We start from the raw sequence: 13,256 nt of genomic DNA, 5'->3' as shown, positions 1-13,256 counted from the left end.
GACCTCGCCCTCCGCGGAGAGCGACCACCCCTCCGATTCAGCCCTTGACGGCTCCGGCGGTGAGGCCGGAGACGATGTAGCGCTGGAGGAGCTGGAACACCAGCACCGTCGGGATGGCGGTGAGCAGGGTGCCCGCCGCGAAGATCCCGAAGTTGTTGTTGCGCTCACCGGCCACCAGGCCGAACATGCCGACCGCGAGGGTCTTCGAGTTGGTGTTGGTGAGGAACACGTTGGCGATCAGGAACTCGTTGATCGAGCCGATGAAGGCGAGCAGGCCGGTCACCGCCAGGATCGGCGCCACCAGCGGCAGCATGATCCGGAAGAAGACCTGGGCGTGCGAGGCGCCGTCCATGGTCGCGGACTCGTCCAGCTCCTTCGGCAGGGTGTCGAAGAAGCCCTTCATCAGCCAGGTGTTCGCCCCGAGCGCCGCGCCCATGTAGAGCAGGAACAGGCCCCACGGGGTGTTGAAGCCGATCGCCGGCCACAGGTCGGTGACCGTGGTGAAGATCAGGAAGATCGCCACGATCGCCAGGAACTGCGGGAACATCTGGATCAGCAGCAGCGACAGCAGCCCGACCCGGCGGCCGGCGAAGCGCATCCGGGAGAAGGCGTACGCCGCCAGCGCCGACAGGAAGATCGACGCGAAGCTGGCCACCCCGGCGAGCAGCAGCGAGTTGAGGAACCAGTGCCCGAAGGCGGTCCGCTCGAACAGGTTGGTGAAGTTCTCCATCGACGCGCCGGTCGGCACCAGCTCGGTGGAGGAGAGGGTGCCGAGCGGGTTGAGCGCCGCCGAGAGGACGAACAGGATCGGGAAGAGGCTGAACGCCACGGCCAGCACCCCGACCAGGTGCCGCCACCCCACCTGGGTGAACCAGCGGTTCCTGGATTTGCCCTTGACGTTGCGGTTGGCGACCGGGGCGTCCGCGTACGTGCTCACGAGTACACCTCCTCCTGCTTGCGGGTCCGCGAGAAGCTGATCGCCGACACCGTCGCCACGATCGTGAAGATGAAGATCGAGACGGCGGCGGCCAGGCCGTACTCGGCGCCCTGGGCGCCGAAGGCCAGCCGGTACGTGTACGTGATCAACAGGTCGGTGGCGCCGGCCGTCGGGTTGTCCGCCGGGAAGGGCCCACCCTCGGTGGTCAGGTAGATCGCGTTGAAGTTGTTGAAGTTGTACGCGAACGACGCGATCAGCAGCGGCGAGATCGCCACCAGCAGCAGCGGCAGGGTGACCGCCTTGAACGACTGGAAGGGCGACGCCCCGTCGACCGAGGTGGCCTCGGTCAGCTCCTTCGGGATGGCCTGGAGCGCGCCGGTGGCCACCAGGAACATGTACGGGTAGCCGAGCCAGAGCTGGACCAGCAGCACCGCGATCCGGGCCGACCAGGTCTCGCCGAACCAGTCCACCCCGAGCCCGAACAGGTTGTTGATCAGGCCGAAGTCGGTGTTGAACATGTCCCGCCAGACCAGCAGCATCGCGAACGACGGCATGGCGTACGGCAGGATCAGCAGCACCCGGTAGAAGTTCGTGCCCCGCATCCGGGGCGAGTGCAGCGCCAGCGCGATGCCCATGCCGAGCAGGAACGTGAAGCCGGTGGAGCCGATCGCGAAGGCGAAGTTCCACAGCAGGGTGCCGAAGAAGGGGCCGGAGATGGCCGGGTCGGTGAGCACCCGGGAGAAGTTCTCCAGGCCGACGTTGACCTTCCAGCCCTGGGCCAGCGCCTCGCCGTCGGCGGCGACGAAGGAGCCGACGGACTCGTCCGCGCTCCAGATCTTGCCGCTCTCGCTGTCCTTGATGCAGTCGCAGCCCGCGTCGTACGCCCGGACCGCCTTGCCCTCGTACGCCCGGGACAGGCCGGAGGAGCGCAGCGCGCCGCCGGAGGTCGGCACCACCAGGTCGGTGATGTCCTGGCTACGGGCGCTGGCCTGGCCGAAGTTGAGGATGGTGTAGCCCTCGGCGGCGGTGACCTTGCCGCCCGGCTGGACCGTGACGTCGGCGGCGTCGAGCTGACGCAGTCCCTCGGTGTCGCCGACGGAGACCGTGTCGGTCTTCGGGTCCGTGACCAGGAAGACCAGTGCGCCGGTGGCCGGGTCGCCCTTGGTGGCGACGGTCAGCGGGAACTGGGTGGAGCCGGGGACCTGCTTCACCGAGCCGCTCTGGATGGCGACGATCGCGTCGTCCTTGCTGCCGCGGTGGCCGTCGCCGAAGTTCGTGAAGGCGGTGCTCGCGGTGTAGAGCACCGGGAAGACCTGGAACGCCACCAGGAAGAGCGTGCCCGGGATCAGGTACTTGCCCGGGATGTGCCGGGGGGTCAGGTAGAGGTAGAACAGGCCGGCGGTGGTCGCCAGCAGGACGGCCAGGCCGACCCAGAGCTTCGCCTCGATGAGCGGGAAGGCCGCCCAGATCGCGATCCCGGCCACCAGGCCGAGCAGGACCACCTTGACGACGAGGCCGGTCAGGGTGATCGGCGCGTGGTTCCGCGCGGTACGGGACGTGCGCGGGGACCCGGAGCGGACGGGCCCCCGGCCCGGGGTCTGCTGGGCAGACCCCGGGCCGGACAGCGACGTGCTCATTACTTGATCTGACCGGCGATCGTGTTACCGGCCGAGGTGATCGTCTTGGCCGGGTCGGCGCCGCCGATGATGGCGGCCTCCGCCTTGCCGAACGGGTCCCAGATCGCGGCCATGGCCGGGATCGCCGGGAGCACCTGGCCGCTCTTGCCGGCCTCCTGGAACTTGGCCAGGTCCGGGTCGCTGCCCTTGACCTGGTCCAGGGCGGCGGTCAGCGCCGGCGGACGCGGCTCGGCGTTGTACAGGGCGACGGCCAGCTCGGGGGTGGTCACGTAGTTCGCGACGAACTCCTGGGCCAGCGCCTTGTTCTTGCCCTTCGAGGCGACGTAGAAGGACTGGACGCCCACGAACGGCGCGGCCTCCTTGCCACCGGCGAAGCCGGGGACCGGGGAGATGTCGTACTTGATGCCGGCCTTCTTGGCGTCGGCGATCGCCCACGGGCCGGAGACCAGGTAGGCGCACTTCTTGCCGGTGAAGGTGGCGATCGAGTTCTCGCCGGTGATGGAGCGCTTCAGCGCGCCGTCGCCCTTCTCACCCAGCTTGGCGATCTTCTTGAACGCCTCGATCGACTCCGGCTTGCCCACGCCCAGGTCCTTCGGGTCGTAGTCGCCGTTGGCGGCGGTGCCGAAGAGGTAGCCGCCGGCCGAGGTGTACAGCGGGTAGATGTGGTACGCGTCGCCGTTCTGGCCGGACTGGAGGCAGAGGATCTCGCTGGCCTTCTTCTCCGCCTTGAGCTTCTTACCGGCGGCGACCAGGTCCTCGATCGTCTTCGGGGCCTCGGGGGCCAGCTCGGTGTTGCGGATCAGCGCCACGTTCTCCATGGCGTAGGGCACGCCGTAGAGCTGGCCGTTGAAGGTCACGGCCTTGATGGCGGTCTCGTTGAAGGCGCTCTTCTGCTCGGCGGCGAGCTGGACCGGGTCGATGGCGCCGTTCTGGACCAGGTTGCCGATCCAGTCGTGCGCGCCGACCACGACGTCCGGGCCGCTGCCCTGCTGGGAGGCGGTGACGAAGTTGGTCTGCAGGTCCTTGGAGACGGCCTGGACCTCGACGGTGACGCCGTTCTCCTGGCCGAACTTGTCGCCGAACGGCTTGAGGGCCGCGGCCCGCTTGTCGTCGGCCCAGATGACGAGCTTGCCGCTCGCGGCCTTGGGGGATTCCTTCGCGGCCGGCTCGTCCTTGCTGTTGTCGCCGCAGCCGGACGCAGCGAGCGCCAGACCGAGAACGGCGACCACACCCGCGGTACGGATGCGCATCGGTACTCCTGTCGTTGTGGCCGACCGCCGGGGGAAGGGCGGCCCGCCAGTGGAAACCTCTGTAAGTTCTTGCCATCCGGCGCCAGAGTGCTGCGCCGCTGCTCTCGCGTGTTGCGGGGACGTTAGCAAGAGGTTGCAGAGAATGGAAGGGCTTGCAGAAGTGTACGCAAGAACTTGCCCGTGAGCTAAAGTGCCGCCATGCGCGCTCGACTGTCCGACATCGCCCAGCAGGCCGAAGTCAGCGAGGCCACGGTGTCGCGGGTGCTCAACGACCGCCCCGGAGTGGCCCCCGAGACCCGGCAGGCCGTCCTGACCGCCCTCGATGTGCTCGGTTACGAGCGCCCCGCCCGGCTGCGCAAGCGCAGCGCCGGGCTCGTCGGGCTGGTCGTACCGGAGCTGGACAACCCGATATTCCCCGCTTTCGCCCAGGTGATCGAGTCGACCCTGGCGCAGAGCGGGTTCACCCCGGTGCTCTGCACCCAGACCCCCGGCGGGGTCACCGAGGACGAGTACGTCGAGATGCTGCTGGACCGGCAGGTCTCCGGGATCGTCTTCGTCTCCGGCCTGCACGCCGACACGGCCGCCAACCACGACCGCTACCGGGCGCTGATCGCCCGCCCGCTGCCGATCGTGATGATCAACGGGTACGCGCCCGGCATCGCCGCCCCCTTCGTCTCCTGCGACGACGGCGAGGCCACCGAACTGGCCGTCGCCCACCTGGTCGCGCTCGGCCACCGCCGGATCGGCCTGATCACCGGCCCGGACCGGTTCGTGCCGGTACAGCGCCGGGTGGCCGGCTTCCGGGCCGCGATGACCCGGCTGGCCGGGGCCACCGAGGCGGACCTGACCGAGCTGGCCGAGCTCTCGCTCTTCGGCGTCGAGGGCGGCGAGGCCGCCGCCGGCCGGCTGATCGAGCGCGGCGTCACCGGCATCGTCTGCGGCTCCGACCTGATGGCGCTCGGCGCGATCCGGGCGGCCCGGCAGCGCGGCATGTCGGTCCCCGGCGACCTCTCGGTGGTCGGCTACGACGACTCGCCGCTGATGGCCTTCACCGACCCGCCGCTGACCACCATGCGGCAGCCGGTGACCGCGATGGCGGTCGCCGCGGTCCGCGCCCTGGTCGACGAGATCAACGGGCACGCCGCCCCGCACTCGGAGTACCTGTTCCGCCCGGAGCTGGTGGTGCGCGGCTCCACCGCCGTGGTCCGCCCGGCCGGCGCCGGCCCGACGACCGGCGGCCCGACCGCCGGTGGCCCCCGCCAGCAGCGCCCGGCGCCGCCGGCCCTCGCCGTCCCGGCCTGACACCCGGCCCTCCCCGCCCCGGCCTGACACCCGGCCACCACCCCGGCCCGACATCGCCCCCGGCCTTCGCCGTCCCCGGCCTGTCACCGTTCCGGCCTGCCACCGTCCCGCGGCACACGACGCGCCGCCGCCACCGGCAGCGCCGTCGGATCCGCCCGACCGAGGGTGTCGCCCGCGGTTTGCGGCGTGTCACGGTGTCCCGCCACGTCGAGACCGCGATACGCCGCAAGCGGTGGGGCCGGCCGTCCCGGGTCGGCCGTCGGACGGGGGCGGTGGAGTGGCCGGTGGGCGCGCTCCCACCTGCCGGCGGGGCGGGGCGTCCCGGAACGGTGCCCGTCGTCTCACGTGGTGGGACACGCCGGAAGGTGACGTTACGCTGGCCGGAGGGTGACGGCCGTCATTTCTTGCGCAAGGAATGCTTGACTCTTGCAGCGCTCGGCCGGCATTCTGCTCTGACACCCGCGCCCGTCCACCCACCCCCCGCGCGGGCTCACGCCGTCCCGCGCCACAGAACGGGGATCGTCACCGATGACCGACGCCACCAACCCGGCCCCGCTGACCTCCGACGACGACTGGTGGCGTTCCGCGGTCGTCTACCAGGTCTACGTCCGCAGCTTCGCCGACGCCAACGGCGACGGTGTGGGTGACCTCCAGGGCATCCGCGAGCGCCTGCCGTACCTGCGCGACCTCGGGGTCGACGCGCTCTGGCTCACCCCCTTCTACACCTCGCCGCAGGTCGACGCCGGCTACGACGTCGCCGACTACCGCGACGTCGACCCGCTCTTCGGCTCGCTCACCGACTTCGACGCGATGATCACCGACGCGCACGCCCTGGGCCTGCGGATCATCGTCGACCTGGTGCCCAACCACACCTCCAGCAAGCACCCGTGGTTCGAGGCCGCGCTCGCCGCCGCTCCCGGCTCCCCGGAGCGCGAGTTCTACCTCTTCGCCGACGGCAAGGGCGAGAACGGCGAGCTGCCGCCGAACGACTGGGAGAGCATCTTCGGCGGTCCCGCCTGGACCCGCGTGCCGGACGGCCAGTGGTACCTGCACCTCTTCGACCCGGCCCAGCCCGACCTGAACTGGCGGCACCCGCAGGTCCGCGCCGAGTTCGAGGACGTGCTGCGCTTCTGGCTCGACCGCGGCGTCGACGGGTTCCGCATCGACGTGGCGCACGGGATGATCAAGGCCGAGGGGCTGCCGGACGTCGGCTTCAACTCGATGACCACCGGCCAGCGCCAGTCCGAGCTGCTCGGCAAGGGCCGCCTGCCCTACTTCGACCAGGACGAGGTGCACGACATCTACCGCGCCTGGCGACCGATCCTGGACAGCTACCCGGGCGGCCGGATGGCGGTGGCGGAGGCGTGGGCGGAGACCCCGCAGCGACTGGCCCGCTACATCGGGCCGGACGAGCTGCACCAGGCGTTCAGCTTCGACTTCCTCGACGCCACCTGGTCGGCCGACTCGTTCCGCAAGGTCATCGACACCGCGCTGGCCGAGTCGACCATCGTCGGCGCCCCGACCACCTGGGTGCTGTCCAACCACGACCGGCAGCGGCACGTCACCCGGTACGGCGACGGCGAGGTCGGCCTGCGCCGTGCCCGCGCCGCCGCCCTGCTGATGCTGGCCCTGCCCGGCTGCGCCTACGTCTACCAGGGCGAGGAGCTGGGCCTGCCCGAGGTGCTGGACATCCCCGACGAGCTGCGCCAGGACCCGGCGTTCCTGCGTACCGGGGAGAGCCGGGACGGCTGCCGGGTGCCGATCCCGTGGAGCGGCGAGCTGGCCCCGTACGGCTTCGGCCCGCAGGGGTGCGAGCTGAGCTGGCTGCCGGCCCCGGCGACCTGGCGTGCCCTCTCGGTGGCCGCCCAGACCGGCGTGCCCGGCTCGACGCTGGAGCTGTACCGCGCGGCGCTGCGGATCCGGCGCGAGCACCCGGCCCTGGCCGGCACGACCGGCGGCGTGACCTGGCTGGAGACGGAGCCGGGCGTGCTGGCCTTCCACCGCACCGACGGCGCCACCACCCTGACCTGCGTGGTCAACATCAGCGGCGCGGCGGTCGTGGTCGAGGGGTACGGCCGGCCGCTCGTCGCCAGCGAGGAACTCACCGAGCAGGGACCGGGTCACGTCCTGCCGGTCGACGCAGCTGCGTGGTTCGAACGGCGCTGAGCCGGGTAACCCGCCATCGACCTGGTCGTCCGTTGTGCTCCGCGCCGACGGGCGACTGGGCAGCCGACCCCTTGTGGTGGGGGGTGAGGTGATGCCGGCGCTCCGGGGAGTCCGCTCCCCGGGGCGCCGGTGTCCATTCCGGACCACCGGCCGGGCCGCCCGGCGTGGCCCGCTCGACCCACGACGCCCGGTCACCGCCCGCCCACCGGCCGGGCCGGGTCCCGGACCGATCGACCCGTCAGCTGGTCGCAACGCTCCCGGTCGCCCATGTTGCGGGTGCCGATGGGCCGGTTGGCGTGGGGTTGCCGGGTCCGTTGCTTCACGGCCGCGGCTCATCTCCCGGCGGTGACGGGCACGGCCGTAGCCGGCGGACCGGCGGGTCAGCGCCCCTTGCGCCGCAACTGCTCGGCGATCCGCTCGAAGCCGGCGCGCAACTCCTCCTCGGTCGGCGCGGGCACCGGCTCCGGCGGGTGCTCCTCCTGCGCGGCCGCCCGCTCCAACTCCTCGTCGAGGACGTCGCCGAAGTCGCCGTAGAGGTCGGACTCCTCGATCCGGGCCTCCTCGTCCCGCGCGGCGATCTGCGCGGCGGCGATCTCACCCCGGACCTCGTCGGCCGAGAGCGCCGGCACCAGCGGCTCGACCACCGCCATCAGCTGCTCCTCGGCCACCACCGCCTCGGCCAGGGCGAGCGCGTGCGGCCGCTCGTACGGGCCGCAGACCACCGGCTCCCACTCCGCCGGATCGCCGAGCGGACCGAACGTGATGATCCACGGCAGGCCGAGCATCGGCGAGTCGTCCGGCAGGTCCAACGTCACGAGTGCGCCCACGGGCTCATCATGGTCGGTCGGCTCGTCGAGCCGTGCGGCATTTGCCCTATTCATCTTTTCCTTCGGCTGTCGGCGTCCTGCCTGCGGCTCACTCCACCACCGGGTCGTCACCCACGATGGCCCGCCAACGCGCGACCCAGCCGGCCCGCACCGCGGCGAGGTCCCGACCGTACCCGCTGACCACGAGGGCGGCCGGGCCCGACTCCTCGTCGGTCAGCGGCCGCTCGGCGGTGGCCGCGACGAGCAGCCCGTCGGCGTCCACCACCATGTGCAGGTACCGACTGCGGTGCCACTGTTCCTTCACGCCGGCCGATTCGAGGGCCGCGAGCAGGCCGGGGCCGTCGGCGTCGCCACTGAGCCGCACCGTACGCCGGTGACCGGCGGGAGCCTGCTCCAGCCAGAACCTGAGCTGGGCGAAGAAGAGCCGCCAGCCCTCCGCCAGCACGTCGTACGCCTCGTCGCCCTCCCCCGGCATCGTCACCCGGACGACCGTGCGCCCGCCGTCGTCGACGACCTCGATCTCCTGGCCGCCGGCGAGCACGATCCGGTCCGGCGGGACCGCCTGCGCGTGGTCGACGAAGATGTACCGGATCTCCTCGTCCAGGCCGGGATGCTCCCAGCCGAACCACTGCCGTACCTCCGCCGGCTCGGTCAACGCCGACCAGACCCGCTCGCGTGGCGCCGCCACGACCGTGCGCACCTCGAACCCCGTCATCGCCCCACCCTCCCGGCCCCGCCGCACCGGGTCAAGCACCCACCGTGCCGCGACGACAGGCCCGACACGGGCGCGGCCCGGCCACCACCGGCTGCGTCGATGACGCGGCCCGGCTGGCGGGGTGGGCCTGGCGGCAGGCACGCACGACGGTGGCACGGCCCCGGCAAGGAGCGAGCACCACGGCGACGCGTCCCGGCCAGGAGCCGGCGCGGCGACGGGCGGACACCGCGCCGAGCCGGCCCGGCAGACGCGCGGGTGCTGCCCGGTGGTGGTCAGTCGGGGCGGGCGGCGTCGAGGGCCGCGCGCACCAGCGCCAGCGCCGTCTCCGGCGGCACGCCGAGCCGGGCCGCCTCCTCGGCGTAGCGCAGCGCCGAGCGCTGCAACCGGTCCGTCGCGTCGTCCCGTCCCGGCGCGACGTACGTGCCGTGCCGACCCCGGGTCTCCACCAGCCCGGCGCCCTCCAGCTCCCGGTACGCCCGGGCCACGGTGTTCACCGCCAGTCCCAGTTCCCCGGCGAACTGCCGGACCGGGGGCAGCCGGGTGCCGACCGGCAGCCGCCCGTCCCCGATCATCGCGGCCAACTGCCCGCGCACCTGCTCGTACGGCGGCGTCGTCGCGTCCGGGTCGATCTCGATCAGCACGTCAGCCCGCCCCTCCCGGCGTACCCGGATCGCGTTCGGCGTCCAGCTCGACGTCGAGGTCCGCCGGGGCGGGCCCCTCGGCCAGGTCGACCACCCGGCCGTGCCGGCTGGTCGCGGCCAGCGCGGCGCCGAAGAGCACCAGCTGGTTGAGCACGTAGAGGTAGAGCAGCACGGCCACCGCGCCGGCCACCACCGTGTACGCCGGGTTCCGCTCGGTCCGCACGATGTAGTAGCGCCCGACGGTGTTCAGCAGCGTGATCCCCACCGCGACGAACAGCACCACGGGCCGCAGCCGGCGCCGGCTCATCCGCAGCCGGGGCACCGCCACCAGCAGCGCCGCCGCGAGCACCGCGTTGACCAGGACGCTGAGCACCGCGCTGATCGTGGTCAGCCCGACCGAGCCGGTGGCCCGCAGCAGGAACCGCAGCAGCGACTCCAGGGCGTCCACGGCCGCCACCGAGAGCCCGAGCATGACGAAGACCAGCAGCAGCACGCCCAGGTCGACCAGGCGGCGCACCACCAGGTTGCCGGGCTGCTGGTTGAACCCGTACATCAGCCGCTGCGACGAGCGGATCGCCTCCACCCAGCCGATCCCGGTGAAGACCAGGATGACCAGGCCGACCACGCCGACGGTGTTGCTGCTCTGGGCGATCTGCTGCGGGTCGAGGAAGGGTAGGTTCTGCCGCAGGAAGTCGGCCGCCGCGTCGCTGACCTCGTCGTTGTCCTCCAGGATCGCCCCGAAGATCGAGTACGCGACCAGGGCGAGCGCGAAGACGGCGAAGAACCCGTAGTACGCGATCGCCGCCGCGAGCCGGCCGCCGAGCACGTTGCCGTACAGGTCGACCGCCCGCCACAGGTGGTCGACCCGGGGCCACCGCCGCCGGGCCGTGGTGAACCGGCGGTCCATGCCGGCCGTCAGCCGGCCCCACGCGTCCACCACGTCATCCTCGCCGATCTCCCGCCCACCGGGGCGGGCTCGTGCTCACCGGGCCCGGATCAGCCGCCGAGCCGGAAGTCCCGGCGCGGCTGCCACCGGGTCTGACCGCTGTGCGAGAAGAGGGTGAACGAGTCGACCTCGAACATCGCCGAGAAGTCGGCCAGGTCCTCGTACGCCCGGTCCAGCGCCTCCGGCGCGACGTCCTGCGCCACGGTGACGTGCGGGTGGTACGGGAAGCGGGCCTCCCGGTGCAGCTCGGGCGCGGCGTTGATGGCGGCGGCGAGCAGTTCGCACTCGCTGATCCCGGCCGCCACCGCCACGAAGACCACCTGGGTGACCGGCCGGAAGGTGCCGGTGCCGCGCAGGTGCAGGGTGAACGGCAGGTGCGTGGCGGCGACCCGGGCCAGGTGTTCCTCGACCGCCGGCAGCGCGGCCACCGGGATCTCGGTCGGCCCGAGCAGCGTCACGTGCGCCGGCACCACCTGCGGATCGCCCGCCTCGACCCGGCGCCGGGTGAGCATGCCGCCCCACGGCTCCGGGATGTCCACCGCGATCCCGATCTGGATGGTGTCACCGGACCTCGGCGCCCCGTCCCTGCGATCCACGCTCCGCGCCACCCCTCCGGCCACCGACTCCACCCCTGACGACCCGGGGCCGCTACTCGAAGCGGACCGGCGGGAAGAAGCCCACCCGGTCGTACGCCGTGCGCAGCGTCGCCGAGGCGACCGCGCGGGCCTTCTCCGCGCCGGCGGCGAGCAGCTTGTCGAGCTGGGCGGGGTCGTCCAGGTAGCCGCGGGTGCGCTCCTGGATCGGGGTGACGAACTCCCGGACCACCTCGCCGAGGTCCTTCTTCAGGTCGCCGTAGCCCTTGCCGTCGTACGCGGCGACCAGGTCGTCGATGCTCCGGCCGGAGAGCGCCGAGTAGATCGTCAGCAGGTTGGACACGCCGGGCTTGGTCTCGGTGTCGAAGACGATCTCCCGGCCGGTGTCGGTGACCGCCGAACGGATCTTCTTGGCCGAGCGGGCCGGGTCCTCCAGCAGGTCGATGATGCCGGCCGGCGAGGAGGACGACTTCGACATCTTCGCCGTCGGGTCCTGCAGGTCGGTGATCTTCGCGGTGTCCTTGACGATGTGCGGCGCGGGCACCGTGAAGGTCTGCCCGAACAGCGAGTTGAACCGCTGCGCCAGGTCGCGGGAGAGCTCCAGGTGCTGGCGCTGGTCCTCGCCGACCGGCACCGCGTTGGCCTGGTAGAGCAGGATGTCGGCGGCCTGCAGGATCGGGTACGTGAACAGCCCGACGCTGGCCCGCTCGCTGCCCTGCTTCTGCGACTTGTCCTTGAACTGGGTCATCCGGCTGGCCTCGCCGAAGCCGGTGATGCAGCCGAGCACCCAGGCCAGCTGCGAGTGCTCGGGCACCTGCGACTGGACGAACAGGGTGCTGCGCTCCGGGTCGAGCCCGACCGCGAAGAGCTGGGCGGCGGCCACCCGGCTGCGCTGCTTGAGCACCTTCGGGTCGTGCCCGGCGGTGATCGCGTGCAGGTCGACCACGCAGTAGAACGCGTCGTGGCTCTCCTGCAGGGCCACCCAGTGCCGTACCGCGCCCAGGTAGTTGCCGAGGTGGAACGAGTCGGCCGTCGGCTGGATGCCGGAGAAGACGCGCGGGCGGGCGGGTACGTCGGACATGCCGGCAATTCTGTCAGCAACCCCCGGCGTACGTCATGACGGGCCGGCGGGTCGACCCACCGTCGGCCCGCCCGGGGCCGTGACCTCGCGTCGCTGCTCGGGCAGGCGCGCGGCGGAGACCGCTATGCGGGACACCCGGCGTCCCTCCAGGGCCAGCACCCGCACCAGCCAGCCGCCGCCGGGCGTCTCCGGGTCGTCGGCGTCGGGCGGGGCCACCGGCACCTCGTCGCCGGCGACCGGCAGCCGTCCCAGCGCGGCCATCACGAAACCGCCGACCGTCTCGTACGGCCCGGTCGGCAGCGCCACCCCGGTCCGCTCGGCGAAGTCGGCGAGGTTGAGCCGGCCGTCGACCACGGCGGGCAGGCCGGCGTGGGGCGGCTCGGGCACCCCGTCGTACTCGTCGTGGATCTCGCCGACCAGCTCCTCGATCAGGTCCTCCAGGGTGACGATGCCGGCGGTGCCGCCGTACTCGTCGACCACCACCGCCAGGTGGTGGCCCTCCCGGCGCATCTCGGTCAGCGCGGCGAGCACCCGCTTGCTGCCGGGCAGCTGCTTCACCTCGCGGACCAGCTCGCCGAGCGTGGCGTGCGGGTCGAGGTCGGGGCGGAACAGCACGTCGCGCAGGTGGACGAAGCCGACCACGTCGTCGTGGGTGCCGTCGACCACCGGGTAGCGGGTGTGCGTGTCGGCCCGGACCACCCGGCCGGCCTCGGCGAGGCTCATCCCGGCGGAGAGGAAGACCACCTCGGTGCGGGGCATCATCACCTCGCGCACCAGGCTCGCCCCGGCGACCAGCACCTCGTCGATGATCCGGCGCTCGTCCGGGTCGAGCACCGTGTTGGCGGCGACCAGGTCGCGCAGCTCGTCCTCGCTGATCCGTTCCCGCCCGGCGGCCGGGCTGGCGCCGAGCAGGTCGGTGACGAGCCGGGTGGCGGCGTCGGCGGCCCGGACGACGAGCCGGGCCACGCTGCGCGCCACCGGCCCGGGTGCCCGCCGTGGTCGTCCGGGCGCGCGTCTCCGGGACCCGGGACCTGCCGCTTCCCGCATGCAGGTGATGGTAGGGCCGCCGGTGTCGCCGGACGGCACATGTTCGTATCTGTTCAATCCTGAAGGTTTATGATGGAATGGCGGCTCAGGTCGACGCCGGGCGCAGGCCCCCCG

General features: G+C 72.2%; 12 protein-coding genes. 2 read left to right on the top strand and 10 right to left on the bottom strand.

Annotated features, from left to right (window positions below; genetic code table 11):
- Positions 1–37: 37 nt before the first annotated feature.
- From GA0070614_RS19660 to GA0070614_RS19650, 3 genes are read right to left on the bottom strand one after another with little or no spacing between them, the layout of a single operon-like run.
- Positions 38–937, bottom strand: a complete 900-nt coding sequence (locus GA0070614_RS19660; protein ID WP_088977341.1) for a sugar ABC transporter permease — start codon at positions 935–937, stop codon at positions 38–40.
- Entirely contained in the window at positions 934–2,574 is a 1,641-nt protein-coding gene (locus tag GA0070614_RS19655; protein WP_088977340.1) for an ABC transporter permease subunit, read from the bottom strand. The genes GA0070614_RS19660 and GA0070614_RS19655 overlap by 4 nt, the downstream gene beginning before the upstream one ends.
- A complete protein-coding gene (locus GA0070614_RS19650) occupies positions 2,574–3,824 on the bottom strand; it encodes a sugar ABC transporter substrate-binding protein (protein WP_088977339.1) in 1,251 nt (416 codons plus the stop codon). The genes GA0070614_RS19655 and GA0070614_RS19650 overlap by 1 nt, the downstream gene beginning before the upstream one ends.
- 198 nt (positions 3,825–4,022) lie before the next feature.
- Between GA0070614_RS19650 and GA0070614_RS19645 the strand changes: the two genes are divergently transcribed.
- Together GA0070614_RS19645 and GA0070614_RS19640 are read left to right on the top strand one after the other, a co-directional pair.
- On the top strand, positions 4,023–5,126 hold the full coding sequence (locus tag GA0070614_RS19645; RefSeq protein ID WP_088977338.1) for a LacI family DNA-binding transcriptional regulator: 1,104 nt from the start codon (positions 4,023–4,025) through the stop codon (positions 5,124–5,126).
- 528 nt (positions 5,127–5,654) lie between these two features.
- Entirely contained in the window at positions 5,655–7,292 is a 1,638-nt protein-coding gene (locus GA0070614_RS19640; protein ID WP_088977337.1) for a glycoside hydrolase family 13 protein, read from the top strand.
- A gap of 380 nt (positions 7,293–7,672) precedes the next feature.
- Here the strand turns inward: GA0070614_RS19640 and GA0070614_RS19635 are convergent, their stop codons facing one another.
- From GA0070614_RS19635 to GA0070614_RS19605, 7 genes are all read right to left on the bottom strand, one after another.
- A complete protein-coding gene (locus GA0070614_RS19635) occupies positions 7,673–8,119 on the bottom strand; it encodes a hypothetical protein (protein ID WP_088977336.1) in 447 nt (148 codons plus the stop codon).
- A gap of 88 nt (positions 8,120–8,207) precedes the next feature.
- Positions 8,208–8,834: an SRPBCC family protein gene (locus GA0070614_RS19630; RefSeq protein WP_088977335.1), complete on the bottom strand. Its 627-nt coding sequence runs from the start codon at positions 8,832–8,834 to the stop codon at positions 8,208–8,210.
- Positions 8,835–9,106: 272 nt separating this feature from the next.
- Complete coding sequence (locus tag GA0070614_RS19625) at positions 9,107–9,475, bottom strand: GntR family transcriptional regulator (protein WP_088977334.1); 369 nt, start codon at positions 9,473–9,475, stop codon at positions 9,107–9,109.
- 1 nt (position 9,476) lies between these two features.
- Positions 9,477–10,382 (bottom strand): YihY/virulence factor BrkB family protein, encoded by a 906-nt coding sequence (locus GA0070614_RS19620; RefSeq protein WP_088979528.1) that lies wholly within the window; start codon positions 10,380–10,382, stop codon positions 9,477–9,479.
- 89 nt (positions 10,383–10,471) lie between these two features.
- Positions 10,472–11,050, bottom strand: coding sequence for a 2'-5' RNA ligase family protein (locus tag GA0070614_RS19615; RefSeq protein ID WP_088977333.1), 579 nt, complete (start codon positions 11,048–11,050; stop codon positions 10,472–10,474).
- Positions 11,051–11,069: 19 nt separating this feature from the next.
- Complete coding sequence (gene trpS, locus GA0070614_RS19610) at positions 11,070–12,095, bottom strand: tryptophan--tRNA ligase (RefSeq protein ID WP_088977332.1); 1,026 nt, start codon at positions 12,093–12,095, stop codon at positions 11,070–11,072.
- Positions 12,096–12,128: 33 nt separating this feature from the next.
- Positions 12,129–13,142, bottom strand: a complete 1,014-nt coding sequence (locus tag GA0070614_RS19605) for a hemolysin family protein (protein ID WP_088979527.1) — start codon at positions 13,140–13,142, stop codon at positions 12,129–12,131.
- Positions 13,143–13,256: the final 114 nt, after the last annotated feature.

The organism is Micromonospora coxensis, from assembly GCF_900090295.1.
GTDB lineage: Bacteria > Actinomycetota > Actinomycetes > Mycobacteriales > Micromonosporaceae > Micromonospora > Micromonospora coxensis.
The sequence above is the reverse complement of the archived record's forward strand: the minus strand, read 5'-3'. Positions and strand labels throughout refer to the sequence as shown.

Excerpts from the sequence above, each read along its gene's own strand:
- GA0070614_RS19655 (WP_088977340.1), bottom strand. The coding sequence starts at position 2,574 with ATGAGCACGTCGCTGTCCGGCCCGGGGTCTGCCCAGCAGACCCCGGGC.
- GA0070614_RS19650 (WP_088977339.1), bottom strand. The coding sequence starts at position 3,824 with ATGCGCATCCGTACCGCGGGTGTGGTCGCCGTTCTCGGTCTGGCGCTC.
- GA0070614_RS19645 (WP_088977338.1), top strand. The coding sequence starts at position 4,023 with ATGCGCGCTCGACTGTCCGACATCGCCCAGCAGGCCGAAGTCAGCGAG.
- GA0070614_RS19640 (WP_088977337.1), top strand. The coding sequence starts at position 5,655 with ATGACCGACGCCACCAACCCGGCCCCGCTGACCTCCGACGACGACTGG.
- GA0070614_RS19630 (WP_088977335.1), bottom strand. The coding sequence starts at position 8,834 with ATGACGGGGTTCGAGGTGCGCACGGTCGTGGCGGCGCCACGCGAGCGG.
- GA0070614_RS19620 (WP_088979528.1), bottom strand. The coding sequence starts at position 10,382 with ATGGACCGCCGGTTCACCACGGCCCGGCGGCGGTGGCCCCGGGTCGAC.
- trpS (WP_088977332.1), bottom strand. The coding sequence starts at position 12,095 with ATGTCCGACGTACCCGCCCGCCCGCGCGTCTTCTCCGGCATCCAGCCG.
- GA0070614_RS19605 (WP_088979527.1), bottom strand. The coding sequence starts at position 13,142 with ATGCGGGAAGCGGCAGGTCCCGGGTCCCGGAGACGCGCGCCCGGACGA.